Here is a 24,754-nt window from a genome sequence, read left to right as displayed (position 1 = left end):
GGGTCGACAACGCGCGGTGTCTAGGCCGAAGCCTGCAGGGGATCAAAACTGAAGTAATGCAACAAGATGCTGATCAATTGCCCATATTCCTCGGGCGCTTCAAGCACGCTGAACCCGGAATCGTAATGCTGCGGGTTGATATCTTCATGACTCCACAGACAGGTAGCCGTGAGATCGATTACATCGAAGGTGTCGTCAACCCCTGGAATTTTCAAGCGCAACTTGAAATCCGCATTGACCATCATGGGTAACTGGCTGATTAACATCAGCCCATCCTCGGAAACATTACCTAAAAAACCGATGGGTTTGTCGGTAAGGCCGTTAAACACTTGTAGAAAATAAGGTAGCTGGTGCCGCTCTATCCGTCTGTCGGTAAACATGGTGAGATCGCCATCCAGTGGCCATGACTCTGGCCGTGCCAGTGATTCGGAACGAGCATAACCGCTCGCTCTCCCTGGATCTCGGTGTGACAACAGACAACGCTGTGTCACTGGACAGCCGCCGAGTCCGGGCCTCGCATTCATTCGTATATAAACTTGTACAAATGAACATTCAAAGGATAGCCCAAGACTGGCAACAGGCCAGTTAGCAAACGACGAATATCTTTACAACGAGGCAGGCCGTGGCTGGGCTGCACTTGCACCAGGGTAATGCCCCAGTTGCTGCAACGTATCCAGCCTTGCGCGGGCACGGTAGGCGTACTCACTCGATGGGTATTGGTTGATGATGAATTGGTAGGTCTGCACCGCATCGACGAACAGTTTCTGCCGTTCCAGGCATTGCCCGCGCAACATCGAAACCTCCGGCTGCACATAACGGCGGGTGCGGCTCTCGCGGTCGACCTGGGACAATTCCAGAGTGACGCGCTGGCAATCACCGACATCATAGGCGCGGTAAGCATTGTTCAGATGGTGGTCCATCGACCAGCGGGTACAGCCGCAAACACTGACGGCCAGGGCAGCAATGAGCAAAATTCGCATGAGGGTTCTCCTGTCTTGAGCAGTGTATCGACCCCAGGCCGAAAATCTTCAAGGATGTTCATCCATTCAAGCAAACCGAAAACAAGCGAATCGCCGATAAGTAGTGCAAACGAACAATGACTACAACCAAAGAGCATAGTAGCCTTCCTCAGCGCTTGAACTCAGGAGTCTGTGCATGTCCGTCCGTCGTACCAAAATCGTCGCCACCCTTGGCCCGGCCAGCAACTCGCCGGAAGTCCTCGAACAGCTGATTCTGGCTGGTTTGGACGTTGCCCGTCTGAACTTCTCCCACGGCACCCCCGACGAGCACAAGGCTCGCGCCAAGCTGGTGCGTGACCTGGCCGCCAAGCACGGCCGCTTCGTGGCACTGCTGGGCGACCTGCAAGGCCCGAAAATCCGTATCGCCAAATTCGCCAACAAACGAATCGAACTGAAGATCGGCGACACATTCACCTTCTCCACCAGCCATCCACTGACCGAAGGCAACCAGCAAGTCGTGGGTATCGACTACCCGGACCTGGTCAAGGATTGCGGCGTCGGTGACGAACTGCTGCTGGACGATGGCCGTGTGGTCATGCGCGTCGACACCGCCACCGGTACCGAACTGATCTGCACCGTGACCATCGGCGGTCCGCTGTCCGACCACAAAGGCATCAACCGCCGCGGCGGTGGCCTGACGGCGCCGGCGCTGACTGAAAAAGACAAGGCCGACATCAAGCTCGCCGCCGAAATGGAAGTGGACTACCTCGCGGTGTCCTTCCCCCGCGACGCCGCCGACATGGAATACGCCCGTAAACTGCGCGACGAAGCCGGCGGTACCGCCTGGCTGGTGGCGAAGATCGAACGCGCCGAAGCCGTGGCCGATGACGAGACCCTCGATGGCCTGATCAATGCGTCCGACGCCGTGATGGTTGCCCGTGGCGACCTGGGCGTGGAAATCGGCGACGCCGAGCTGATCGGTATCCAGAAGAAGATCATCCTGCACGCGCGCCGCCACAACAAAGCAGTGATCGTGGCGACCCAGATGATGGAGTCGATGATCCAGAATCCGATGCCGACCCGTGCCGAAGTGTCCGACGTGGCCAACGCCGTGCTCGACTACACCGACGCCGTGATGCTGTCGGCTGAAAGCGCTGCCGGCCCATACCCGCTGGAAGCCGTGCAAGCGATGGCGCGTATCTGCGTCGGTGCCGAAAAGCACCCGACCAGCAAGACCTCCAGCCACCGCATCGGCCAAGTGTTCGAAAGCTGCGACCAGAGCATCGCCCTCGCCGCCATGTACACCGCCAACCACTTCCCGGGCGTGAAGGCGATCATCGCCTTGACCGAAAGTGGCTACACGCCGTTGATCATGTCGCGCATCCGTTCCTCGGTGCCGATCTATGCGTTCACCCCTCATCGCGAAGCCCAGGCTCGCGCCGCCTTGTTCCGTGGCGTGTACACCATCCCGTTCGACCCGGCATCGCTGGCACCGAACGAAGTGAGCCAGAAGGCTATCGACGAGTTGGTCAAGCGTGGCGTCGTAGAGAAAGGCGACTGGGTCATCCTGACCAAGGGCGACAGCTACCACACCACCGGTGGCACCAATGGCATGAAGATTCTGCATGTGGGCGACCCGCAGGTCTGAGTGACACGCTGAAAAACAAAAGCCCCGCCATGTGAATGGCGGGGCTTTTTGCATTCCATCTGGGAGGACGGCGCCGGTCATGGCGGATCTGGCGACGGTTGAATTCAGCGCTCAACCACGGGGCAGAAACACATCGGCCAGCAGTTGATTGCGCGGCAGCCCGGCCAGGAACAGGCGCTTGGAAAATGCCTCGACGCTGACCGGGTGCCCGCAGAGCAAGGCCAGGGTTTGCCGGGAAACAAGCCGCAGTTGCGCCAATGCCTGATTCAACTGCGGCGCCGTCCACAGTTCCACCGTCAGGTTGGAATGATGCGCGGCCAGCGCGGCCAGGGGCCCAGCCAAGTAATGACCATCGGCATCATGGGCCAGGTGAATCAGGCGGATGGCGCCCTGGTGATCCTGGCGCAACGCCTCGCGCAGCACACCCCACAAAGGCCCCAGGCCCGTGCCCGACGCCAGCAGCCACAGCGGTCGGGTTTGCCAGTCGGGGTCGTATTGCAGCGCGCCGCCGCGCAGTTCGCCCAACCGCAGGCGATCACCTACCCGCAACTGTCGGGCGATATCGCTGAATTCGCCGGGCTGGCGGCAATCCAGGTGAAACTCCAGGAAAGGATCCTCCTGAGGCAGACTGGCCAGGGAATAAGGGCGTGCGACCCGCCCCGCCCACACCACCAGATGCTGCCCGGCGCGATAGCGCAGGGGGCGCTCCGGTTGCAGGCGCAGGCGCAGTACGTTCGAGCTCAACCAATCGACGCCCACCACCTGGGCCGACAACCCGTCACGCAGCGGATCAAACGTTTCGACCCGCACATCCCCACTCACCTGGCACTGGCACGCCAGCCGCCAACCCTCCTGGCGTTGCGCCGGGCTCAGGGCATCGGGATGCTTATCCTCGACCTCACCCCGGCAACGCACCAGGCACGCATGGCAACTGCCGGCGCGGCAACTGTAGGGCACGGCGACGCCGGCCTGATTCAGGGCATCCAACAGGTTGCTGCCGGTGGAAACCGACCAGTGGCGTTCGCCGACGTACAGTTCAGGCATACAAGGTCTCGGATCAAAAAAGCCTGCACAGGGAATCACGCCCGGCCGAGTTTGACCATAGTCGGGTGTATCGGCCACCGCGCCGGGTTATACTGCCGCGCCTTTTTAGCGTCGCGCCAGCACCATACGGCGTGCCTTGGAAAGTTGGCTTCAGCCGACCGATGCACCACTGAAGCCACCTTTATTGAATGTTCCCTTATAGAGGAGCGCGACTCATGACCGTGATCAAGCAAGACGACCTGATTCAGAGCGTTGCAGACGCCCTGCAATTCATTTCCTACTACCACCCGGTTGACTTCATCCAGGCCATGCACGAAGCCTACCTGCGCGAAGAATCGCCAGCGGCCCGTGACTCCATCGCCCAGATCCTGATCAACTCGCGCATGTGCGCCACCGGCCACCGCCCGATCTGCCAGGACACCGGTATCGTCACCGTGTTCGTGCGCGTAGGCATGGACGTACGTTGGGATGGCGCCACCATGGGCCTGGACGACATGATCAACGAAGGCGTGCGTCGCGCCTACAACCTGCCGGAAAACGTCCTGCGTGCCTCGATCCTCGCCGACCCGGCGGGCGCGCGCAAAAACACCAAGGACAACACCCCTGCCGTGATCCACTACTCCATCGTTCCGGGTAACACCGTGGAAGTGGACGTGGCGGCCAAGGGCGGCGGTTCCGAGAACAAGTCGAAAATGGCCATGCTCAACCCATCCGACTCGATCGTCGACTGGGTACTCAAGACCGTTCCGACCATGGGCGCCGGCTGGTGCCCACCGGGCATGCTCGGCATCGGCATCGGCGGCACCGCCGAGAAAGCCGCGGTAATGGCCAAGGAAGTGTTAATGGAATCCATCGACATCCACGAGCTGAAAAAGCGTGGCCCTTCCAACCGCATCGAAGAACTGCGCCTGGAGCTGTTCGAGAAGGTCAACCAACTGGGCATCGGCGCCCAGGGCCTGGGTGGCCTGACCACCGTGCTCGACGTGAAGATCATGGACTACCCGACCCACGCCGCCTCCCTGCCGGTGTGCATGATCCCCAACTGCGCCGCCACCCGTCACGCGCACTTCGTGCTCGACGGTTCGGGCCCGGCATCGCTGGAAGCGCCATCGTTGGACGCCTACCCGGAAATCGTCTGGGAAGCTGGCCCATCGGCCCGTCGCGTCAACCTCGACACCCTGACCCCGGAAGACGTACAGAGCTGGAAGCCGGGCGAAACCGTGTTGCTCAACGGCAAGATGCTCACCGGTCGCGACGCGGCGCACAAGCGCATGGTCGAGATGCTGAACAAGGGCGAACCCCTGCCGGTGGACCTCAAGGGTCGCTTCATCTACTACGTCGGCCCGGTTGATCCGGTGCGCGATGAAGTGGTTGGCCCGGCTGGCCCGACCACCGCAACGCGGATGGACAAGTTCACCCGCCAGATCCTCGAGCAAACCGGCCTGTTGGGCATGATCGGCAAATCCGAGCGCGGCCCGACCGCCATCGAAGCGATCAAGGACTACAAGGCCGTGTACCTGATGGCCGTGGGCGGTGCTGCTTACCTGGTGGCCCAAGCCATCAAGAAGTCGCGCGTCGTCGCCTTCGCCGAACTGGGCATGGAAGCGATCTACGAGTTCGAGGTCAAAGACATGCCGGTCACCGTCGCGGTGGACAGCAAGGGCGAATCCGTCCACATCACCGGTCCTGCCATCTGGCAGAAAAAGATCAGTGAAAGCCTGGCGGTAGAAGTGCAGTAAGCACCTCGCCGCGAGCGATAAGGCGACCTCGGCCATCAGCCAGGTCGCCTTTTTATTGCCCGCTCGTCACGGCAGGCCGACTCACCACAAGACTCCAGCGGCTCGTGGTATGGTGCGTTCCCCTTACCGCGCCTGCTCCTCACCGTATGATCGTGATCCCTCGCCCCCTGCGCCTGACCGTCTACTCACTGCTGATCATCGTCGGTGCCGTGCTGGCCGCTGCCTTGGCCACCCGCCATGCCGAACGCCAGGCCCTGGTGGACGATGCCGCACGCGCCAACCAGCAGCTGGCGCTGTACGCCAACTCCCTGCACACCCTGATCGAACGCTACCGCGCGCTGCCGGCCGTGCTGGCACTGGACTCGGAAATGATCAGCGCCTTGAAGGGCCCGCTGGATGCGACCACCCAGGATGTGCTCAACCGCAAGCTGGAACGCATCAACGATGCCGCGCAGTCGTCCACCCTGGAACTGATGGACCGCACCGGCCTGGCCGTGGCGGCCAGCAACTGGAACCTGCCGAGCAGTTACGTCGGGCATAACTACGCCTTCCGGCCGTATTTCCACCAGACCTTGAGCCAGGGCACCGGGCGGTTTTATGCGGTGGGGGTGACCACCGGAGTGCCGGGGTATTTTCTTTCCAGCGCAGTGGTGGATGAACACGAGCAGTTCCTCGGCGCCATGGTGGTCAAGCTGGAGTTTCCCGAGCTTGAGCGCGAGTGGGCCCAGGGCGATGACCTGCTGCTGGTCAGTGACGCGCGCGGCATCGTGTTTATCGCCAACCAGCCGGGTTGGCGCTATCGCAACCTGCGACCGTTATCGGACAACGACCTCGCCGAACTCAAGGCCACCCGCCAGTACGACAAGAAACAGTTGCAGCCGCTGGACGCTCAACCCTTGCAGCGTTTCGACGAAAACAGCCACCTGATGCGCGTCAACGGCCCGGACGGCAACGCCAATTACATCTGGGAATCCCTGCCGCTGAAGGCCGAAGGCTGGACCCTGCACCTGCTGCGCAAACCCCAGTTCGCCTTTGAAGACCAGCGCAATGCAGGCCTCGCCGCTGCCGGGTCGTGGCTGGCGCTGGTGTTCCTCGTGCTGTTCCTCACCCAGCGCTGGCGCCTGGCCCGCATGCGCCAGCGCAGCCGCGAAGAGCTCGAACAACTGGTGGAAGAACGCACCCAGGCGCTGCGTACCGCCCAGGACGGCTTGGTGCAATCCGCCAAGTTGGCGGCGCTGGGACAGATGTCGGCGGCCCTCGCCCATGAGATCAACCAACCGCTGACTGCCCAGCGCATGCAATTGGCGACCCTGCGCCTGCTGCTGGACCACGGCCGGGTGGAGGACGCCTACAAAGCGCTCACCCCCCTGGACGACATGCTCACCCGCATGGCCGCGCTCACCGGCCACCTCAAGACCTTCGCGCGCAAAAGCCCCAGCGGCCTGCGCGAACGCCTGGACCTGGCGACCGTGGTCGACCAGTCCCTGCACCTGCTCGACGCGCGCCTGCGCGATGAAGCCATCGGCGTGGTCCTCGACCTGACCCGCCCGGCCTGGGTTCGCGGCGATGCAATCCGCCTCGAACAGGTGCTGATCAACCTGCTGCGCAACGCCCTCGACGCCATGGCCGACAAACCGCGCAAACGCCTGGAAATCCGCCTGCACGCCGACGAGCAACTGTGGCGACTGACCGTCAGCGACAGCGGCGGCGGAATTGCCGACGAACACCTCAACAACGTGTTCGACCCCTTCTTCACCACCAAGCCGGTGGGCGATGGCCTCGGCTTGGGACTGGCGGTGTCCTACGCTATCGTGCACGAATTGGGCGGACGCCTGACCGCCGGTAACCAGGGCGACGGCGCGGTATTCACCCTGACCCTGCCCATCGTGCTGGAGACGCCAGACTTATGCTGAATGCCGTGATTGTGGTGGATGACGAAGCCAGCATTCGTACGGCCGTCGAACAATGGTTGAGCCTGTCGGGGTTCGAGGTGCAACTGTTCAGCCGCGCCGAGGCCTGCCTGGAACAGTTGCCCAAGGATTTCCCCGGGGTGATCCTGAGCGACGTCCGCATGCCCGGGCTCAGCGGCCTGGAGCTTTTGGCCGAAGTGCAGCGCCGCGACGCCGACCTGCCGGTGATCCTGCTGACCGGCCATGGCGATGTGCCGATGGCCGTCGAAGCCATGCGCGACGGTGCCTACGACTTCCTGGAAAAACCTTTCAGCCCCGACGCACTGCTCAACAGTCTGCGCCGCGCCCTGGACAAGCGCGGGCTGATCCTGGAAAACCGCCGCCTGCATCAACAGGCCGACCATCGCGCGCAGCTGGAATCCAGCCTGCTGGGCGTCTCCCGTGGTTTGCAGAACCTGCGGCGGCAAGTGCTGGACCTGGCGGGCTTGCCGGTCAACGTGCTGATCCGTGGCGAGACCGGCAGCGGCAAGGAGCTGGTCGCCCGTTGCCTGCATGATTTCGGCCCGCGCGCGAAAAAGCCGTTCGTGGCCCTCAATTGCGCGGCGATCCCCGAGCAACTGTTCGAAGCCGAGCTGTTCGGCCACGAAAGCGGCGCCTTCACCGGCGCCCAGGGCAAGCGGATCGGCAAGCTGGAATATGCCCACGGCGGCACACTGTTCCTCGATGAAATCGAAAGCATGCCCCTGGCCCAACAGGTGAAACTGCTGCGCGTGCTGCAAGAGCAGAAGCTGGAACGCCTGGGCTCCAACCAGAGCATTCGGGTGGACCTGCGCATCATTGCCGCCACCAAGCCGGACCTGCTGGAAGAGGCTCGCGCCGGGCGTTTTCGCGAAGACCTGGCGTACCGCCTGACCGTCGCGCAACTGCGCCTGCCGCCCCTGCGCGAACGCCGTGAAGATATCCCGCTGCTGTTCGACCACTTCGCCCACAACGCCGCCGAGCGCCTGGGCCGCAGCGTCGCACCGCTGAGCGGCGCGCAACTGGGGCGCCTGCTCAGCCATGACTGGCCGGGCAATGTGCGCGAACTGGCCAACGTCGCCGAACGCCAGGTGCTGGGCCTTGGCGAGCCTGAACCGGAAGGCATCGAAGCCGGCCAATCCCTGGCCTCGCAGCAGGAAGCCTTCGAGGCCCACTGCCTCAAGGCCGCGCTGACCCGACATAAAGGCGATATCAAGGCGGTGCTGGCCGAACTCCAACTGCCACGGCGAACCCTCAATGAAAAGATGCAACGCCACGGCCTGACCCGAGAAACCTTCCTGTAGGAGCAAGCTTGCTCGCGAAGATCGTCAACGATGACGCCGTACATCCTGGATGAGCGTGGTGTCCTGGCGTTTTTCGCGAGAGAGTTCGCTCCTACAGAATGAGCGGATTTCCGCTCATCAGCTCCATTTTCATCGGCGGCTTTCCGCTCAAAAAAACACCCCACCCCTTCTAGACCGGGCCCTCGAGCGGTTGGCACAGCTCCTGCTATAGCCCGGACCAGGCTGTGCTCCCGCACGCTCCATAAAAACAACTAGCTGAAGGATCCTTCGATGGATAATTCCAACACCTTGCCTCTGGGGTCGGCGGCCGCGCCGGCAAAAGCACGCACCACCTCCAGCCGGATCAAATCGATCTTCAGCGGATCGGTCGGCAACATGGTCGAGTGGTATGACTGGTACGTCTACGCGGCCTTCTCGCTGTACTTCGCCAAAACCTTCTTCCCGAAAGGCGACACCACCGCCCAATTGCTCAACACCGCCGCGATCTTCGCCGTGGGCTTCCTGATGCGCCCGATCGGCGGCTGGCTGATGGGCCTGTATGCCGACAAAGTCGGGCGCAAAAAAGCCCTGATGGCCTCGGTCTACCTGATGTGCTTCGGCTCTCTCCTGATTGCCCTGAGCCCGGGATATGAAGTCATCGGTATCGGTGCACCCATCCTGCTGGTGTTTGCCCGTCTGCTGCAGGGACTGTCAGTCGGCGGCGAATACGGCACCTCCGCCACCTACCTGAGCGAGATGGCAACCAAGGAACGTCGTGGTTTCTACTCCAGCTTCCAGTACGTGACCCTGATCTCCGGCCAGCTCATTGCCCTGGGGGTGCTGATCGTGCTGCAACAGGTGCTCACCACCGAGCAACTCCACGACTGGGGCTGGCGTATCCCGTTCGCCATCGGCGCACTGTGCGCAGTGGTTGCGCTGTTCCTGCGTCGCGGCATGGAAGAAACCGAGTCGTTCACCAAGAAGGAAAAAGCCAAGGAAAGCGCGATGCGCACCTTGTTGCGCCACCCCAGGGAACTGATGACCGTGGTCGGCCTGACCATGGGCGGCACCCTGGCGTTCTACACCTACACCACCTACATGCAGAAATACCTGGTGAACACCGTCGGCATGAGCATCCCCGACTCCACCACCATCTCGGCGGCGACACTGTTTCTGTTCATGTGCCTGCAACCCCTGATCGGTGGGCTGTCGGACAAGATCGGTCGCCGGCCGATCCTGATCGCCTTCGGTATCCTCGGCACGCTGTTCACCGTGCCGATCCTCACCACCCTGCACACCATCCAGACCTGGTGGGGCGCGTTCTTCCTGATCATGGCGGCGCTGATCATCGTCAGTGGCTACACCTCGATCAACGCCGTGGTCAAAGCCGAACTGTTCCCGACCGAAATCCGTGCCCTGGGCGTAGGGCTGCCGTATGCCCTGACCGTGTCGATCTTCGGCGGCACCGCTGAATACATCGCGCTGTGGTTCAAGAGCATCGGGATGGAGACCGGCTACTACTGGTACGTAACCGCCTGTATCGCCGTGTCGCTACTGGTCTACGTGACCATGAAGGACACCCGCAAGCATTCACGGATCACCACGGACTAACCGCTTGATGCAGTAAAAAAATGTGGGAGGGGGTTTGCCTCCTCCCACATTTGAAATCAGGACAACTCTGCCACTTCGCGCCGCACATAGCGCCGCTGCGCATACGACGCCCCGACAATCATCACCACCAGCACCGCCGCCAACACCGCAGAAGAACCGATGGTGCCGAAATCCAACCCGCCCTTCGCGTGGGGCTTGGTCAGGAAGTCGCCCAGGGTCGCGCCGAACGGACGGGTCAGGACAAACGCCACCCAGAACAGCAGCACCGACGAAATCCGGGTGAAGTACTTGAGCGCCACCACCACCGCAATGGTCGAGCCGATCAACAAGGCGCCACCGGCAAAGCCGAGCCCCGAATCGTCCGCCAGGAAGTCACCCAACGCGGTGCCCAGGGTGTTGGAGAACAGAATCGCCATCCAGTAGAACAACTCGCCGCGAAAGGTCTGCACCTTATTCACGTTCAGCGACTCGCCACTGAGGTGCCACATCGCGAAGATGATCATCAGGATCACGATCAGGATCATCGATCCGGTGGCATATCCCAGGCCCAGGGAGCGGTCCATGAAGTCCGACATGGTGGTACCGGCGGTACTGGTGGACAGGATCACAATCCAATACAGCACCGGGTTGTAGGCTTTCGACCAGAGTTGCGTCACCAGGGTGACCAGGAACACGCTGATCAAAATCATCGAGCTGATGGCATAACCCACGTTCAGGGTCATCGACAGCAAGTCCCCGGCGGTTTCGCCCAACGTGGTCGCGCAGATTTTCATGACCCAGAACGCCAGGGTGATCTGAGGAAGTTTATTCATGGGGTAGCAGACTCCGAAGCTCAGTGTTTCGATGGTCGACTTTTGAGGGTGTCGACGTCGGGCGCAGACTGAACAGGACACTGTGAAAAATAGGTGGACGATGAATGAAAATTCCATCGGGCTGATGGAAATTCGCCACTATGGATTGCACTATGACCGCCTCCAGAATCCCCACGCAGGAACTCCCGGCCATGTCCGACGACAGCTATTACTATGAACCCGCCAACGGCCACGGCCTGCCCCACGACCCATTCAATGCCATCGTCGGCCCGCGGCCGATCGGCTGGATTTCGTCACACGACAAAGCAGGCCGCCTGAACCTGGCGCCCTACAGTTTCTTCAACGCGTTCAACTACATTCCGCCGATCATTGGTTTCTCCAGTGTCGGACGCAAAGACAGCCTGAACAATATCGAACAGACCGGCGAGTTCGTGTGGAACCTGGCCACCCGTCCGCTGGCCGAGCAGATGAACCAGAGTTGCGCAGCCGTAGGGCCAGAGGTGAGTGAGTTCGAGTTGTCCGGCCTGACGCCCGTGGCCTCGAAGATCGTCGGCGTACCACGGGTGGGCGAGAGTCCAGTGTCGTTCGAGTGCAAAGTGACGCAGATCATCCAGCTGCAACGCGCCGACAAACAGTTGGTGCCCAGCTGGCTGGTGCTGGGCGAAGTGGTCGCGGTGCACATTGCCAAGTGGCTGCTCAAGGACGGCATCTACAACACCGCGGCCGCCGAGCCGATCCTGCGTGGCGGTGGCCCGGCGGATTACTTCCAGGTGGGGCCTGAAGCCTTGTTCAAGATGTATCGCCCAGGCGCCCCCCGCGCCTGACCGCCTGCAATAAAAAAGGTGGGAGGGGGCTTACCCCCTCCCACCTTTGAGCCACGGCGTGCGTCAGTTCGTGGCCGCGGCCCAAGTCAGCTGACCTTCTGCGTCAACGTCGGCCAACAACTCAAGTTGCAGGGTTGCCGCATCGTCGGCGTCGGAAGCGGTCTTGAACTTCTGCCCATCCAGGATCTTGTGAAACTGCGGTGCGCCCATGCCATCGAGTGCCTTGACGGCGACGGCGGCGCTGTAGCCCCCTTCGCCCGGTACTACGGCGGAAACGGCTTCGTGGTGGGCAAATTGTTTACGTGCCATGTTGCAGGTCCTGGCCAATGGAAAAGTCGGCCATTCTAACCCTCAACCGGCCAGTTGCAGGTACTCGCCGCTGGCATTGGCGGCGGATGCGTCGGTGAAAGTCTGGAAATCCATGCTGCGCACGACACCATCGTTCACAAGCTCGGAAAAGATCATCAGCGCCGGCGAGTCGAAGTAGGCGCTCATGGCCTGCTCGCTGCTCCAGAAACCGGAGATCAACCAGACATCGGGATCGACCTGGGAATGCTGCAACGAGAATTGCAGGCAACCCTGAGCCTGGCGGCCCGGTTCGATCAAACAGCTCAAGCGTGCACCGAGTTCGGTGCTGCACCCGGTGCGGGCGCGGATAAAGGCCATATGGCTCGCGGGAATGGGGGTGGACATGTTCGACTCTCCCGTTGAGAAGTGATGCTCGGCAAGCACGGTGGAGACGTGCTGCCACAGGATCAAAGATAACGGCGCGGGGGTGGGCGCGGTTAGTCAATTCCTGCCGGCTTCTTGCACAATCCTGCGAGAAGCGTAGGCAGGACGTCTGGCCCGCCGGTTTATTCCATCGGCCAACGCCTTGTTTCAGGGAGATGACAGGCCCGACGCTTGCCTGATTCACGCGATGTCGCAGGATCAGGCAAGGATTGTGCAGAATCGACCTACCCTGGTTTGAGACGCCGCCGCTAAGCTACGCCCATCAAAGAAGCCTGCAGAGGACACTCCATGTCGTCGCCCGACCTCACGTCCCTCCCCCTCGATGCCGAGATGGAAAAACAGCGCGCCGAACTGGCCAGTATCGTGCACCGGCATACCTGGGAAGATGGCTCCTACGGTACGGCCATCACCTCGCTGTTCCTCAACCGCCACAACGCACCGCGCGACTTCAGCCCGGTACTGGTGGAGCCGGCGCTGTGCATCCTGGCCAGCGGCCGCAAGGAAGTGCGCCTGGCCGACGAAATCTTTGCCTACGACCCGCTCAACTACCTGGTGTTTTCGGTCGCAATGCCCGTGGCCGGCCGGATCATCGAGGCCACCGCGCAAGACCCGAACCTGTCGATCCGTATCAATATCGACCCGGCGCAGCTCACCGCGCTGATCGCAGAAGCGGGCCCGATGGGCGTACCGTCGCGTCCGACGCCGCGCGGGATGTATGTCGACCGTCTCGACAACCAGTTGCTCGACGCCGTGCTGCGACTCACCCGCCTGCTGGACTCGCCGAAAGACATCGCCATGCTCGCGCCGTTGATCAACCGCGAAATCCTCTACCGCTTGTTGCGTGGGCCGCAGGGCTATCGCTTGTATGAAATTGCCGTGGCCAACAGCCAAAGCCATCGCGTCAGCCAGGCGATCAAGTGGCTCAACGGCAACTACGAACAACCCCTGCGCATCGATGACCTGGCCAAGGAAGTCAACCTCAGCGTCTCGACCCTGCACCACCGCTTCAAGGCAATCACCGCCATGAGCCCGCTGCAGTACCAGAAGCAACTGCGCTTGCAAGAAGCCCGTCGCCTGATGCTCGCCGAAGGGCTGGAAGCCTCGGCGGCGGGGTATCGGGTGGGGTATGAAAGCCCGTCGCAGTTCAGCCGCGAATACAGCCGGCTGTTTGGCGCACCGCCCTTGAGGGACTTGGCCCGGTTGCGCCAGAGCGTCTAAAAATGTGGGAGGGGCGGTGCGACGATTCGACTTGTTCCCGATTGCCGTGGGTCAGTTACACATAAATTGACTGATACACCGCGATCGGGAGCAAGTCGAATCGTCGCACCGCCCCTCCCACATCGGATTGGTGGTGTTCTTCAGTCCAGGGTGCGGGGCAGTTGCAGGGTGACCCGCAAGCCCCCCTCGCGCAAATTCTGCAAACTCACTTCCCCCCCATGGCTATGGGCAATATTGCGCGCGATGCCCAGGCCCAGGCCGTAGCCCTGTTGCTGGCCAGCCAGGCGAAAGTGCGGTTCGAAGACTTTTTCCAAGCGCTGTTCCGGCACGCCGGGGCCTTCGTCATCCACATGCAGGATGAATTGCGCACCGTCATCCTCGATATGCAAATGGGCGTTCTGCCCGTACTTCAAGGCGTTGTCGATCAGGTTGCCGATGCAGCGCTTGAGCGCCAACGGCTTGCCCGGATACGGCGCCAACGCACGCCCGTGCTGGGTCACTCGGCCGTTGCCGTTGGGCGCCAGGTAAGGCTCCACCAGGCAGTCGAGCACGTGATTGAGGTCCACCGGCTCGATGTTTTCGTGGATGTCGGTGTCTTTCACGCATTGCAGCGCGCCTTTGACCAGTAGCTCCAACTCGTCCAGGTCACGACCGAATTTGGTTTGCAGGTTCTCGTCTTCGAGCAATTCCACGCGCAGGCGCAGGCGGGTGATCGGGGTGCGCAAGTCGTGGGAGATTGCGCTGAACAACTGGCTGCGTTCGGTGAGATAACGGCTGATGCGTTCGCGCATGGCATTGAACGCGCGGCCCACTTCCACCACTTCACTGCCACCGCCCTCGGCCACCGGTTCCACATCGGCGCCCAGGGACATATCCCGCGCCGCCCGCGCCAGGCGCTTGAGCGGCCGGCTTTGCCAGTGCACCAGCAGGCCGATGAACAGCAGCAGAAAGCCGCTGGTGAGCACGATAAACCACACTTGCTGGGACGGCAGGCCCTGTTCTTCCAGACTGGTGTACGGCTCGGGCAACAGCGAGGCGATGTACAGCCACTCCCCAGGCGCGAGTTGAATCTGCGTGACCAGCACCGGCGGGTTCACCGGCTCCAGGGTCAGCGCGTAATGGGCCCAGGAGCGCGGCAATTCGTCGAGTTTCAAGCCGGCATTGAAGATGCGCAGGTCTTCGGCGCTGACGAACTCCACCGAGATATGCACATCGGCGCCCAGGGTCTGGCGCAACACTTCATCGACCGCCTTGAGTACCGCTTGCTTGCGCGGGGTCTGCGGCAGGACCGCCATGTCCAGCGGGCGGTCATTGAGGGTCACCACAAAGCGTGTGCCGCCCATGCTGCGCAATTGGTCCAGGACCAGCGGGCGATAGGCCACCGGCAGCGAGCGGAAATAGCTCACGCTGGCGGTCATCGAATGCGCCAGGCTACGGGCGCTGGTGACCAGGCCTTCGAGCTGGGTGGCGCGCAACTGCGAGACCCAGATCACGCTGGACAACGCTTGGGCGAACAACACCGCGAGCAAGGTCAGCAGCAGCATGCGCCCCAGCAGCGAACGCGGTACCGGGAAGCGGCGACGACGTTCGCTCAGGTGTTCAGTGGGCATTGCCGGCAACCACGCTGGCTGCCAGTTGATAACCGCTGCCGCGCACGGTGCGGATCAGCCTCGGCGGTTTTTCGGTATCGCGCAGGCGTTGGCGCAGGCGGCTGACGGCCATGTCGACGATCCGGTCCAGCGGCATCAGGTCGCGGCCACGGGTGGCGTTGCCGATGGTGTCGCGGTCGAGGATCTGCTGCGGGTGGTCGAGAAACAGTTTGAGCAGGGCGAAGTCGGCGCCGGAAAGGATCACCTCTTCACCGTCCTCGTGAAACAGCCGATGGCTGATCGTATCCAGGCGCCATTCATCGAACACCAGCACCTCGCCATTACCGCTGCGCTCCTGGCCGAACTGGCAGCGACGCAGCAGGGCCTTGATGCGCGCCTGCAACTCGCGAGGGCTGAACGGCTTGCCGATATAGTCGTCGGCGCCCAGCTCCAGGCCGATCACACGGTCGGCTTCGTCGGAACTGGCAGTCAGCATGATGATCGGCACCTGCGCCTGGCGCGGGTGCTGGCGAATCCAGCGGCAGAGGCTGAAACCGTCTTCGTCCGGCAACATCACATCGAGGATGACCAGGTCGCACGGCGCCTCGTTCATCGCCTGGCGGAACCCCGCGCCATCCGGCACGCCACGTACCTGGAAACCGGCGCGACTGAGGTAGGTTTGCAGCAACTCGCGGATTTCCTGGTCGTCATCGACCAAGAGAATCGATTTACTGATTACGCTCACGGGGTCCTCCTTGTTGTTATGGCTAATCTGTAGGAGCGAGCTTGCTCGCGAAAATCCTGAGGCTGCCGCGTCTCACCTAATGTGCTTCGTTTTCGTTATGTTCTTCGCGAGCAAGCTCGCTCCTACATGGCAAAAGCCTGTTCGAGCGCCACCCCAGCCCCGGTCAACCCGGAATACGGCGCGGTTACCAGCCACACCGGAATGTCCTTGAAGTAGTCGCTCATGCAACCTTTGTCCCTGAAGCTCTTGGCAAAATCGCTGTGGATAAAAAAGTCGGCAAACCGTGGAATCACGCCGCCGACGATATACACACCGCCCCGGGCGCCAGTGGTCAGCACGTTGTTACCGGCAACCCGGCCCAGCCAGATACTGAACTGGTTCAACACTTCCATCGCCACAGGATCGCCGGCCAGGCCTGCCGCCGTGATCGCTTCCGGCGTATCCAGCACTGGCGTGTGGCCATCCACCGCACAGATCGCTCGATATACCCGTGGCAAACCCGCACCACTCAAGGCGCTTTCGGCGCTGACATGGCCGATCTCAGTGTAAATGTGCTGCCACAGCTGGGCTTCCCGTGGGCTGCTCAGGGGCAGGTCGACATGCCCGCCCTCCCCCGGCAATGCTGCGTACCGGCCAGCGCCCAGGTCCAGCAAGGTGCCAACCCCCAGGCCAGTGCCAGGGCCGATCACCACCGCCGGGCGCAACGGCTCCGGCGTGCCAGGGCAGACCACGCGGAATTCGTCGGGTTTGAGGCGGGTCATGCCCAGGGCCATGGCCGAGAAGTCATTGACCAGCAGCAGTTCATCCACCTGCAGGGTGTTGCAAAACGCAGTCTTACTCAGGCGCCAGTGGTTGTTGGTGAATTTAAATTCATCGCCGCTCACCGGCCCGGCCACCGACAGGCACACCGCGCCGATGTCGCCTATTTTCAGGCCTTCTTCCTTGAGATAGACCCTGATCGCATCCTCAGGGCTTTGATGATCCGCCGTGGCGTGCACACGGATCGAATGCAGTGCCTGATCCCGCCACAATGCAAACCGGGCGTTGGTACCGCCGATGTCACCGACCAGCGCAAGCTTCACTTAAGCGTCTCCAAGGCAGAGGTAAAGGCGCTGGCGCCCTGCTCCGCGGAGCTTGCAGCCAAGCGCATGAATGCAAACAGCTCGCGCCCGGCCCCCACGTTATTGCCCAGCAGGCCCGTGGCCGGCGTGCGCGCGGCAAATTCTTCGGCGTCCACCTTGAGCTCCAAGGTGCCGTTGACGCCATCCACGCGAATGATATCGCCATCGCGCACCCGTGCCAGCGGCCCGCCGCTCTGGGCTTCGGGGTTGACATGGATCGCGGCGGGAATCTTACCCGACGCGCCGGACATACGCCCGTCCGTCACCAACGCCACTTTGAAGCCACGGTCCTGCAACACACCGAGAAACGGCGTCATCTTGTGCAGTTCCGGCATGCCGTTGGAGCGCGGGCCCTGGAAGCGCATCACCGCGACGAAGTCTTTTTCCAACTGGCCGGCCTTGAACGCATCGGCCAGATCCTGCTGGTCCTGGAACACCACCGCCGGCGCTTCGACGACTTGGTGCTCGGCGGCCACGGCGGAGACTTTCATCACCCCGCGACCGAGGTTGCCTTCCATCACGCGCAAGCCGCCTTCCGGCGAAAACGCACGGGCCACGGGACGCAGGATGGTTTCGTCGAGGCTCTCGATCGGGCCGTCGCGCCAGATCAGCTCGCCGTCGACCAGGAACGGTTCCTGGATATAACGGCTCAGGCCCTTGCCGGCCACGGTGTTGACGTCTTCGTGGAGCAGGCCGGCTTCGAGCAGTTCGCGGATCAGGAACGACATGCCGCCCGCCGCCTGGAAGTGGTTGATGTCGGCCTTGCCGTTCGGATACACGTGGGACAGGGTCGGCACCACCTCGGAGAGGTCGGCCATGTCGTCCCAAGTGAGGATGATGCCCGCCGACATGGCGATGGCCGGCATGTGCAGGGTGTGGTTGGTGGAACCGCCCGTGGCGTTGAGCGCAACGATGGCATTGACGATGGATTTTTCGTCGACGATCTCGCCGATCGGCGTGAAGTTGCCGTTGGCTTTGGTCAGCCGCGTGACCTGGTGCGCGGCTTCGCGGGTCAGGGCGTCACGCAGCGGTGTGTAAGGGTTGACGAACGAGGCGCCCGGCAAGTGCAGGCCCATCACTTCCATGAGCAACTGGTTGGTGTTGGCCGTGCCGTAGAAGGTGCAGGTGCCGGGGCTGTGGTAGGACTTCATCTCCGACTCCAGCAGCTCTTCGCGGCTGGCCTTGCCTTCGGCGTAGCGCTGGCGCACATCGGCTTTCTGCTTGTTGGAAATGCCCGACGGCATTGGCCCGCCGGGAACGAAGATCATCGGCAGATGGCCGTAGCGCAGGGCCCCCATCATCAGGCCGGGGACGATCTTGTCGCAGATGCCCAACATCAGCGCCGCATCGAACATGTTGTGGGACAGCGCTACCGCCGTGGACATGGCAATCACTTCACGGCTGAGCAGGCTCAGCTCCATGCCGGGCTCGCCCTGGGTCACGCCGTCGCACATGGCGGGCGTGCCGCCGGCGAACTGGCCGACCGAGCCGACTTCGCGCAGGGCTTTCTTGATCTGGTCCGGGAAATGTTCGTAGGGCTGATGCGCCGAGAGCATGTCGTTATATGACGAAACAATTGCCACATTGGCGGCATTCATCATACGCAGACTATTTTTATCTTCAGTGCCGCAACCGGCCACGCCATGGGCGAAGTTGGCGCATTGCAGCTTACCGCGCATCGGACCGTCGCTGGCTGCGCCGCGAATGAGCGCAAGGTAAGCCTCACGGGTAGCACGGCTGCGGGCGATAAGCCGTTCGGTGACCTCAAGAACGCGGGGATGCATGTGTAGAACTCCAGGCTAACGGATGTGGCGACCTGAGTGTCTATGCTGATCAAACGCCCACAGCGCATGGGATGGCAGGGGAGTCGTTTGGATCATCGGACCAGTTGATTCAGGTCACTCGTTGTAGATTGAACAAAATATTGCCATTAAAAAGGCTTGTTTTCTATTTTTATGCGAATAATCTTGTAATTCTTACAACAAATCGACGACAGGCACTTTCCAATGACTCTTCGAATCGCAATCAATGGTTTTGGCCGTATCGGCCGCAATGTCCTGCGAGCACTGTATACCCAAGGCTATCGCCAGGATTTGCAGATCGTCGCCATCAATGATTTGGGCGACAGCTCGATCAATGCCCACCTGCTCAAATACGACACCGTCCACGGTACTTTCGATGCAGAGGTCGCCCACGATCAGGAAAGCCTGACCGTCAACGGTGACCGGATCGCCGTCAGTGCCATTCGCAACCCGGCCGACCTGCCCTGGGCCGCGCACAATATCGACGTGGTGTTCGAATGCACCGGTCTGTTCACCGACCGCACCAAAGCAGCCGCCCATATCAGCGCCGGCGCGCGCAAGGTGATCATCTCCGCCCCGGCCAAGGGTGCGGACGCCACCGTAGTCTATGGCGTGAACCATGACATTCTGCGTCAATCCCACCAGATCATCTCCAACGCGTCTTGCACCACCAACTGCCTGGCGCCGGTCGCCCAGGTGCTGCACCGCGAACTGGGGATCGAAAACGGCCTGATGACCACCATCCACGCCTACACCAACGACCAGAACCTGACCGACGTCTACCACACCGACCCGTACCGCGCGCGTTCGGCCACCCAGAACATGATCCCGAGCAAGACCGGCGCCGCCGAAGCGGTCGGCCTGGTGCTGCCGGAACTGGCGGGCAAGCTGACCGGCATGGCCGTGCGGGTACCGGTGATCAACGTATCCCTGGTGGACCTCACCGTTCAATTGAAAAAAGAAGTCACCGCGGACGAGGTCAATGCGCTGCTCAAGGAAGCCAGCCAGCACTCGAAAATCCTCGGCTACAACACCCTGCCGCTGGTTTCCAGCGACTTCAACCATAACCCGTTGTCGTCGATCTTCGATGCCAACCACACCAAAGTCAGCGGCAAGATGCTCAAAGTGCTGGCCTGGTACGACAACGAGTGGGGCTTTTCCAACCGCATGCTGGATAACTGCCTGGCGCTCTGCAACGCCGAATAATCCCTTGCCGGCGGGCTTGTGTGGGAGAGAGCTTGCGCCCTCCCACCTGTGTTCCAGGGGTAGGCCCACAGAAATACCCCCTTGCCATTTGAGTTGATGATAAGCATTATCATTCACTGCAAATCGGTCTGGTATCACTGTGAGCCAATCTCGCTTCAACCACGTCTTTCTCACCCAACGGGTGATTCTGCTGCGCACCTTGCAGCGGATGGTGAATAACCACAGCACCGCCGAAGACCTGTTGCAGGAAACCTACCTGCGTGTCACCCGGGCCCTGAGCGAGCGGCCGATCGATCACCTTGAACCCTTCGTTTTTCAGACCGCGCGCAACCTTGCCCTGGATCACCTGCGTTCGCGGCGGATACAGGCGCGTACGCTGCAGGAAGATGTGTCGCTGGATATCCTGCAAAGCGTCGCCGCCCCCATCAGCACCCCCGAAGACGCCACCCAGGCCGAGCAACTGCTGGAGCACCTGAGTGTCAGCCTCGGCCAGTTGAGCGCGCGCCAGCAGCAGATCTTTATCCTCAGCCGCGTGCACGGTTGCAGCTACCAGGAAATTGCCGATCAGTTGGATGTGTCCTTGAGCACCGTGCAAAAGGAGCTGAAATTGATCATGGCCATTTGCGTGGGTGTGGCCGAACGACTGGATCGGCCTTAAGCTTCCCGACAGAAGTGTCGACCCAAGCCGTAGGAAAAATGAACAGAACCTGGCGAAGCCCCGAGGATCAGTGTGACGGACCCGAATGAACTGCGCCCCCATGAGTTGGCTCATGAGGTGTTGCAAGACCCGGCGATGGACCAGGCCCTCGACTGGCTGATCGCCTTGCAGTGCCCGCAGCCTGGGCAGCAAGTCGAGTTCGAAACCTGGCTGGCCCAGGCCCCTGCCCACCGCCACGCCTTTGCCAAGGCCCAGTCCGCCTGGGGGGCCGCCCCGGTGCACAGCGCCGCCGTCGCCCTGGCCGCGCCGCGCAAACCCACGGCCTGGCGCCGGATCAAACCGCATTGGAAACCACTGGCCACCGCCGCCGTCCTGCTGATCGGCCTGTTCAGCTTCAGCAACCTGCCGGTGCGCCTGCAAGCGGACCACCTCACCGTGGTGGGTGAACGCCAGCGCCTGCAATTGGACGATGGCTCCAAGGTACTGCTCAACACCAACTCGGCGTTTTCCAGCAGCCTCAAGGGTCAGCAGCGCATCGCGCGCTTGTACCAGGGCGAAGCGTTTTTCGACATCGCGCCCACCCACGGCCTGCCCCTGGAAATCGACGCCGGCCCCGTGCGGGCCAGCGTGCGCGATACCGCCTTCGCCGTGCGTTACCTCAATGGCGAAGCCCAGGTGCAAGTGCAGCGCGGCGATGTGGACCTGAGCAACACCGTCGACGATGCGCGCGTGCGCCTGCGCGCCGGTGAGAGCATCCGCATCGGGCCCAAGGGCTTCGGCCAACCGGCGAAGCTGGATGCCAACAAGGACCTGGCCTGGGTACAGGGCCGGCTGATTTTCGAAAACCGCCCGATGAGCGAGGTGCTGGCCGAGCTGGGCCGTTATTACCCGGGTTGGATCGTCAACACCAACGACAAGCTCGCCCACATCGCCATCACCGGTAACTACCGCCTCGACCAACCGCTGGACGTGGTGCGCTCCCTGGCCCATATCACCTCGGCCAAGCTGTCGGAATACCCCGCGCTGGTCATCCTGAACTAAATGAGAATTATTTTTACTCGATAGCCCATGGCGGTACGTCTCGTCTTAGCCAATGCAACTGATTCCTATTTGGTTCAGTCCGCAACTATAAGATTCGTACCTTCCGGAGCGCTCTCGATGTCCTCTCGTTTCAACCGCCGGTCCTCCTCGCCCATCCTGTCCTTGCTGACGGCGGCCATCCTGCTGGGTGGCGCGCCCGTCATGAGCGCCAGCGCCGCCGAACCGATCCCGCGCAGTCACGGCAATTACACTTTCAACATCGCACAACAGCCATTGGTCTCGGCGCTGAACGCCTTCACTGCCGTGACCGGCTGGCAAATCGGCCTGCCGGCGGAACTGGGCCAGGGTGTGTCGTCTCCTGGCGTACGTGGTCCGCTGTCGCCGGAAAAAGCCCTGGACCAGCTGTTGGTGGGGACCAACCTGAGCTACCGCAAACTGGGCACTGACACGATCGTCCTGGAAAAGCGCACGGCGGCCGGCACCCTCAATCTGCAACAGGTGACCATCAGCGCCACCCGTAACGCCCAGCAAGTGGGCAGCGTGCCCAGCACCGTCAGCGTGCTGGAGCGCGAGGCGCTGGACCGCCAGAACGTGAACACCATCCGCGAACTGGTGCGCTACGAGCCAGGCGTTTCAGTGGGCGGCGCCGGCACCCGTGCGGGCAACGCCGGGTTCAATATTCGCGGCATCGACGGTGACCGCATCCTCACCCAGGTGGACGGCGTGGAAGTACCGGACAACTTCTTCAACGGCCCCTACGCCAAGACCCGTCGCAACTACGTCGACCCGGAAATCGTCAAGCGCGTGGAAATCCTGCGCGGCCCGGCCTCGGCCCTGTACGGCAGCAGCGCCATCGGCGGCGCCGTGAGTTATTTCACCCTCGACCCGGATGACATCATCAAGCCCGGCCAGGACGTCGGCGCCCGCCTGAAGACCGGCTACAGCTCGGCCGACGAGAGCTGGCTGACCTCCGGCACCTTCGCCGGCCGCGTACAGGACTTCGACGGTTTGCTGCACCTGAGCCAGCGCAACGGCCATGAAACCGAATCCTACGACGGCAACAACGCCACCGGCCTGGCCCGCACCGGCGCCAACCCCGAGGATGCGCGCACCACCAACGTGCTGGCCAAGTTGGGTTGGAACTATGGCGATGAGAACCGTCTGGGTTTGACGTACGAAAAGTACAAGGACGATCGCGACGTCAACCTGAAAAACGCCGTGGGCGGCCCCTTCGTCGGCGGCCAGGGCTTCAACCTCTACCGTGATCGTCGCGGCAACGACACCATCACCCGCGAGCGTTTCGGCGTGGAAAACACCTTCGCCCTAGAATCGCCCATCACCGATCGCATCAAGACCAGCCTCAATTACCAGATCGCCAAGACCGACCAGACCACGGCCGAGATCTATCAGGCCGGGCGTCGCGTCCTACGCACCCGCGACACGCTGTATGAAGAAAAACAGTGGGTCTTCGACGCGCAGTTGGACAAGGCCTTCAGCATCGGCGCGACCGATCACCAGGTCACCTACGGCACGACCCTCAAGCAGCAGAAAGTCACAGGCTCCCGTGAAGGCTCGGCCACATGCCTCGCCGTGGGCGCCGGATGCACCGCCATCGGCGCCCCCAGCCCGACGGCCAGCGACAGCGTGAAAAAAGTCAGTGATTTCCCCGATCCGACCATCAACACCTATTCGGTGTTTGCCCAGGATCAGATCGCCTGGGGCAACTGGACCTTCCTGCCCAGCGCACGCTACGACTACACCCGGCTCAAACCCAAGCTGACCGAAGAGTTCCTCGGCAGCGTCAATCCGACCGGCCAATATTCGGTCAGTGACGAGGAAAAAACCTGGCACCGTGTCACGCCCAAGTTCGGCCTGACCTATGCCCTGACCGATCAATACACCCTGTTCGGCCAATACGCCGAGGGGTTCCGCACGCCTTCGGCCAAAGCCCTTTACGGACGCTTTGAAAACCTCAACCTGGGCTACACCGTCGAGCCCAACCCCGACCTCAAGCCAGAAACCAGCAAAGGCATCGAAACCGGGCTTCGCGGCAAATTCGATGGCGGTTCCTTCGACATCGCCGTGTTCTACAACAAGTACCGCGACTTCATCGACGAAGACAACGCCGTCGTGGGCGGCACCGTCGAGCAATTCCAGGCCGTCAATATCAAACGCGCCACCATCAAGGGTGCGGAAGCCAAGGGTCGCCTGAACCTGGATGCCTTCGGCGCGCCCCACGGCCTGTACACCCAAGGCTCGGTTGCCTATGCCTATGGTCGCAACGACGACAGCGGCGAACCGTTGAACAGCGTCAATCCCCTCAAAGGCGTGTTCGGCCTGGGCTACGACCAGGACCACTACGGTGGCCTGCTGAGCTGGACCCTGGTGAAGAAACAGAATCGCGTCGACAGCACCACCTTCCACGCGCCGGACGGCGACACCCGCAACGGCGCGTTCAAGACCCCAGGCTTCGGCATCCTCGACCTGACCGGTTTCTACAAGGTCACTGACGACATCACGATCAACGGCGGTCTCTACAACCTGACCGATAAGAAATACTGGAACTGGGACGATGTGCGCAGCTACGACAGCGTCGGCGAAGCCAGCGTCACCGGTCCGGCCAACCTCGACCGCCTGACCCAGCCGGGTCGCAACTTCGCGATCAACGTGATCTGGGACATCTGATCACCACGGCCTCGCCTCGTCGAAATTTCAGCGCCGAGGTGAGGATTTTTTACGGTGCCGCGTCTTCTTGTTCGTCTAGTTGATACCCGCTCTCTTCAGGGCAACAAGG

Annotated in this window: 21 protein-coding genes; 11 read left to right on the top strand and 10 right to left on the bottom strand. The window is 61.9% G+C overall.

All coding sequences use genetic code 11. The features are described 5' to 3' along the window. Positions 1-20: 20 nt before the first annotated feature. A complete protein-coding gene (locus BLR63_RS29470) occupies positions 21-380 on the bottom strand; it encodes a PilZ domain-containing protein (protein ID WP_042947103.1) in 360 nt (119 codons plus the stop codon). A 225-nt stretch (positions 381-605) separates the two neighbouring features. Then, positions 606-980 (bottom strand): tol-pal system YbgF family protein, encoded by a 375-nt coding sequence (locus BLR63_RS29465; protein WP_010566117.1) that lies wholly within the window; start codon positions 978-980, stop codon positions 606-608. Positions 981-1,155: 175 nt separating this feature from the next. On the opposite strand from BLR63_RS29465, the gene pyk reads away from it, so the two are divergent. Then, entirely contained in the window at positions 1,156-2,607 is a 1,452-nt protein-coding gene (gene pyk / locus BLR63_RS29460; protein ID WP_010566116.1) for a pyruvate kinase, read from the top strand. A gap of 111 nt (positions 2,608-2,718) precedes the next feature. On the opposite strand, the gene BLR63_RS29455 is transcribed toward pyk, so the two are convergent. Beyond that, a complete protein-coding gene (locus BLR63_RS29455; protein WP_010566115.1) occupies positions 2,719-3,651 on the bottom strand; it encodes an iron-sulfur-binding ferredoxin reductase in 933 nt (310 codons plus the stop codon). Positions 3,652-3,866: 215 nt separating this feature from the next. On the opposite strand from BLR63_RS29455, the gene BLR63_RS29450 reads away from it, so the two are divergent. The 4 genes from BLR63_RS29450 (at position 3,867) to BLR63_RS29435 (ending at position 10,212) form a co-directional block, all read left to right on the top strand. Further along, positions 3,867-5,390 carry a fumarate hydratase gene (locus BLR63_RS29450; RefSeq protein WP_010566114.1) on the top strand — a complete coding sequence of 508 codons (1,524 nt, stop codon included), beginning with the start codon at positions 3,867-3,869 and terminating at the stop codon, positions 5,388-5,390. 146 nt (positions 5,391-5,536) lie between these two features. Then, the gene (locus BLR63_RS29445; protein ID WP_010566113.1) at positions 5,537-7,303 is read left to right on the top strand and encodes an ATP-binding protein; all 1,767 of its coding nucleotides are present in this window, start codon (positions 5,537-5,539) and stop codon (positions 7,301-7,303) included. Beyond that, positions 7,297-8,622, top strand: a complete 1,326-nt coding sequence (locus tag BLR63_RS29440) for a sigma-54-dependent transcriptional regulator (RefSeq protein WP_010566112.1) — start codon at positions 7,297-7,299, stop codon at positions 8,620-8,622. Before BLR63_RS29445 ends, BLR63_RS29440 begins: the two co-directional genes overlap by 7 nt. Before the next feature lie 270 nt (positions 8,623-8,892). Continuing rightward, complete coding sequence (locus BLR63_RS29435; protein WP_010566111.1) at positions 8,893-10,212, top strand: MFS transporter; 1,320 nt, start codon at positions 8,893-8,895, stop codon at positions 10,210-10,212. A gap of 56 nt (positions 10,213-10,268) precedes the next feature. On the opposite strand, the gene BLR63_RS29430 is transcribed toward BLR63_RS29435, so the two are convergent. Further along, positions 10,269-11,024 (bottom strand): COG4705 family protein, encoded by a 756-nt coding sequence (locus tag BLR63_RS29430; RefSeq protein WP_010566110.1) that lies wholly within the window; start codon positions 11,022-11,024, stop codon positions 10,269-10,271. 191 nt (positions 11,025-11,215) lie between these two features. Here BLR63_RS29430 and BLR63_RS29425 point away from each other — a divergent pair, with 191 nt between their 5' ends. Continuing rightward, positions 11,216-11,848, top strand: coding sequence for a flavin reductase family protein (locus tag BLR63_RS29425; protein WP_010566109.1), 633 nt, complete (start codon positions 11,216-11,218; stop codon positions 11,846-11,848). Between the two features lie 63 nt (positions 11,849-11,911). Here the strand turns inward: BLR63_RS29425 and BLR63_RS29420 are convergent, their stop codons facing one another. Both BLR63_RS29420 and BLR63_RS29415 read right to left on the bottom strand, forming a co-directional pair. Next, positions 11,912-12,157 (bottom strand): hypothetical protein, encoded by a 246-nt coding sequence (locus BLR63_RS29420; protein WP_010566108.1) that lies wholly within the window; start codon positions 12,155-12,157, stop codon positions 11,912-11,914. A 42-nt stretch (positions 12,158-12,199) separates the two neighbouring features. Then, positions 12,200-12,541, bottom strand: a complete 342-nt coding sequence (locus BLR63_RS29415) for an antibiotic biosynthesis monooxygenase family protein (RefSeq protein ID WP_010566107.1) — start codon at positions 12,539-12,541, stop codon at positions 12,200-12,202. A gap of 327 nt (positions 12,542-12,868) precedes the next feature. On the opposite strand from BLR63_RS29415, the gene BLR63_RS29410 reads away from it, so the two are divergent. Beyond that, on the top strand, positions 12,869-13,798 hold the full coding sequence (locus tag BLR63_RS29410; RefSeq protein ID WP_083365981.1) for an AraC family transcriptional regulator: 930 nt from the start codon (positions 12,869-12,871) through the stop codon (positions 13,796-13,798). A 140-nt stretch (positions 13,799-13,938) separates the two neighbouring features. On the opposite strand, the gene BLR63_RS29405 is transcribed toward BLR63_RS29410, so the two are convergent. The 4 genes from BLR63_RS29405 to edd all read right to left on the bottom strand — a co-directional run bounded on the left by BLR63_RS29405 (position 13,939) and on the right by edd (position 19,037). Further along, complete coding sequence (locus BLR63_RS29405) at positions 13,939-15,408, bottom strand: ATP-binding protein (RefSeq protein WP_010565324.1); 1,470 nt, start codon at positions 15,406-15,408, stop codon at positions 13,939-13,941. Then, a complete protein-coding gene (locus BLR63_RS29400) occupies positions 15,398-16,132 on the bottom strand; it encodes a response regulator (protein ID WP_010565323.1) in 735 nt (244 codons plus the stop codon). Before BLR63_RS29400 ends, BLR63_RS29405 begins: the two co-directional genes overlap by 11 nt. A 122-nt stretch (positions 16,133-16,254) precedes the next feature. Next, a complete protein-coding gene (locus BLR63_RS29395) occupies positions 16,255-17,214 on the bottom strand; it encodes a glucokinase (protein WP_010565322.1) in 960 nt (319 codons plus the stop codon). Next, entirely contained in the window at positions 17,211-19,037 is a 1,827-nt protein-coding gene (gene edd / locus BLR63_RS29390; RefSeq protein WP_010565321.1) for a phosphogluconate dehydratase, read from the bottom strand. The genes BLR63_RS29395 and edd overlap by 4 nt, the downstream gene beginning before the upstream one ends. Positions 19,038-19,259: 222 nt before the next feature. Here edd and gap point away from each other — a divergent pair, with 222 nt between their 5' ends. The 4 genes from gap to BLR63_RS29370 all read left to right on the top strand — a co-directional run bounded on the left by gap (position 19,260) and on the right by BLR63_RS29370 (position 24,645). Beyond that, on the top strand, positions 19,260-20,261 hold the full coding sequence (gap, locus tag BLR63_RS29385) for a type I glyceraldehyde-3-phosphate dehydrogenase (protein ID WP_010565320.1): 1,002 nt from the start codon (positions 19,260-19,262) through the stop codon (positions 20,259-20,261). A gap of 139 nt (positions 20,262-20,400) precedes the next feature. Next, the gene (locus BLR63_RS29380; RefSeq protein ID WP_010565319.1) at positions 20,401-20,919 is read left to right on the top strand and encodes an RNA polymerase sigma factor; all 519 of its coding nucleotides are present in this window, start codon (positions 20,401-20,403) and stop codon (positions 20,917-20,919) included. Positions 20,920-20,991: 72 nt separating this feature from the next. After that, positions 20,992-21,960, top strand: a complete 969-nt coding sequence (locus BLR63_RS29375; RefSeq protein WP_010565318.1) for a FecR family protein — start codon at positions 20,992-20,994, stop codon at positions 21,958-21,960. A gap of 117 nt (positions 21,961-22,077) precedes the next feature. Next, positions 22,078-24,645: a TonB-dependent receptor gene (locus BLR63_RS29370; protein WP_010565317.1), complete on the top strand. Its 2,568-nt coding sequence runs from the start codon at positions 22,078-22,080 to the stop codon at positions 24,643-24,645. The last annotated feature ends 109 nt before the right edge of the window (positions 24,646-24,754 follow it).

It is taken from the genome of Pseudomonas extremaustralis, assembly GCF_900102035.1.
GTDB lineage: Bacteria > Pseudomonadota > Gammaproteobacteria > Pseudomonadales > Pseudomonadaceae > Aquipseudomonas > Aquipseudomonas extremaustralis.
This window is presented reverse-complemented; position numbering and strand designations above follow the sequence as displayed.

What these genes read in the sequence shown, in the direction of transcription:
- BLR63_RS29470 (WP_042947103.1), bottom strand. Translation starts at nt 380, where the DNA reads ATGTTTACCGACAGACGGATAGAGCGGCACCAGCTACCTTATTTTCTA.
- BLR63_RS29465 (WP_010566117.1), bottom strand. Translation starts at nt 980, where the DNA reads ATGCGAATTTTGCTCATTGCTGCCCTGGCCGTCAGTGTTTGCGGCTGT.
- pyk (WP_010566116.1), top strand. Translation starts at nt 1,156, where the DNA reads ATGTCCGTCCGTCGTACCAAAATCGTCGCCACCCTTGGCCCGGCCAGC.
- BLR63_RS29455 (WP_010566115.1), bottom strand. Translation starts at nt 3,651, where the DNA reads ATGCCTGAACTGTACGTCGGCGAACGCCACTGGTCGGTTTCCACCGGC.
- BLR63_RS29450 (WP_010566114.1), top strand. Translation starts at nt 3,867, where the DNA reads ATGACCGTGATCAAGCAAGACGACCTGATTCAGAGCGTTGCAGACGCC.
- BLR63_RS29445 (WP_010566113.1), top strand. Translation starts at nt 5,537, where the DNA reads ATGATCGTGATCCCTCGCCCCCTGCGCCTGACCGTCTACTCACTGCTG.
- BLR63_RS29440 (WP_010566112.1), top strand. Translation starts at nt 7,297, where the DNA reads ATGCTGAATGCCGTGATTGTGGTGGATGACGAAGCCAGCATTCGTACG.
- BLR63_RS29435 (WP_010566111.1), top strand. Translation starts at nt 8,893, where the DNA reads ATGGATAATTCCAACACCTTGCCTCTGGGGTCGGCGGCCGCGCCGGCA.
- BLR63_RS29430 (WP_010566110.1), bottom strand. Translation starts at nt 11,024, where the DNA reads ATGAATAAACTTCCTCAGATCACCCTGGCGTTCTGGGTCATGAAAATC.
- BLR63_RS29425 (WP_010566109.1), top strand. Translation starts at nt 11,216, where the DNA reads ATGTCCGACGACAGCTATTACTATGAACCCGCCAACGGCCACGGCCTG.
- BLR63_RS29420 (WP_010566108.1), bottom strand. Translation starts at nt 12,157, where the DNA reads ATGGCACGTAAACAATTTGCCCACCACGAAGCCGTTTCCGCCGTAGTA.
- BLR63_RS29415 (WP_010566107.1), bottom strand. Translation starts at nt 12,541, where the DNA reads ATGTCCACCCCCATTCCCGCGAGCCATATGGCCTTTATCCGCGCCCGC.
- BLR63_RS29410 (WP_083365981.1), top strand. Translation starts at nt 12,869, where the DNA reads ATGTCGTCGCCCGACCTCACGTCCCTCCCCCTCGATGCCGAGATGGAA.
- BLR63_RS29405 (WP_010565324.1), bottom strand. Translation starts at nt 15,408, where the DNA reads ATGCCCACTGAACACCTGAGCGAACGTCGTCGCCGCTTCCCGGTACCG.
- edd (WP_010565321.1), bottom strand. Translation starts at nt 19,037, where the DNA reads ATGCATCCCCGCGTTCTTGAGGTCACCGAACGGCTTATCGCCCGCAGC.
- gap (WP_010565320.1), top strand. Translation starts at nt 19,260, where the DNA reads ATGACTCTTCGAATCGCAATCAATGGTTTTGGCCGTATCGGCCGCAAT.
- BLR63_RS29370 (WP_010565317.1), top strand. Translation starts at nt 22,078, where the DNA reads ATGTCCTCTCGTTTCAACCGCCGGTCCTCCTCGCCCATCCTGTCCTTG.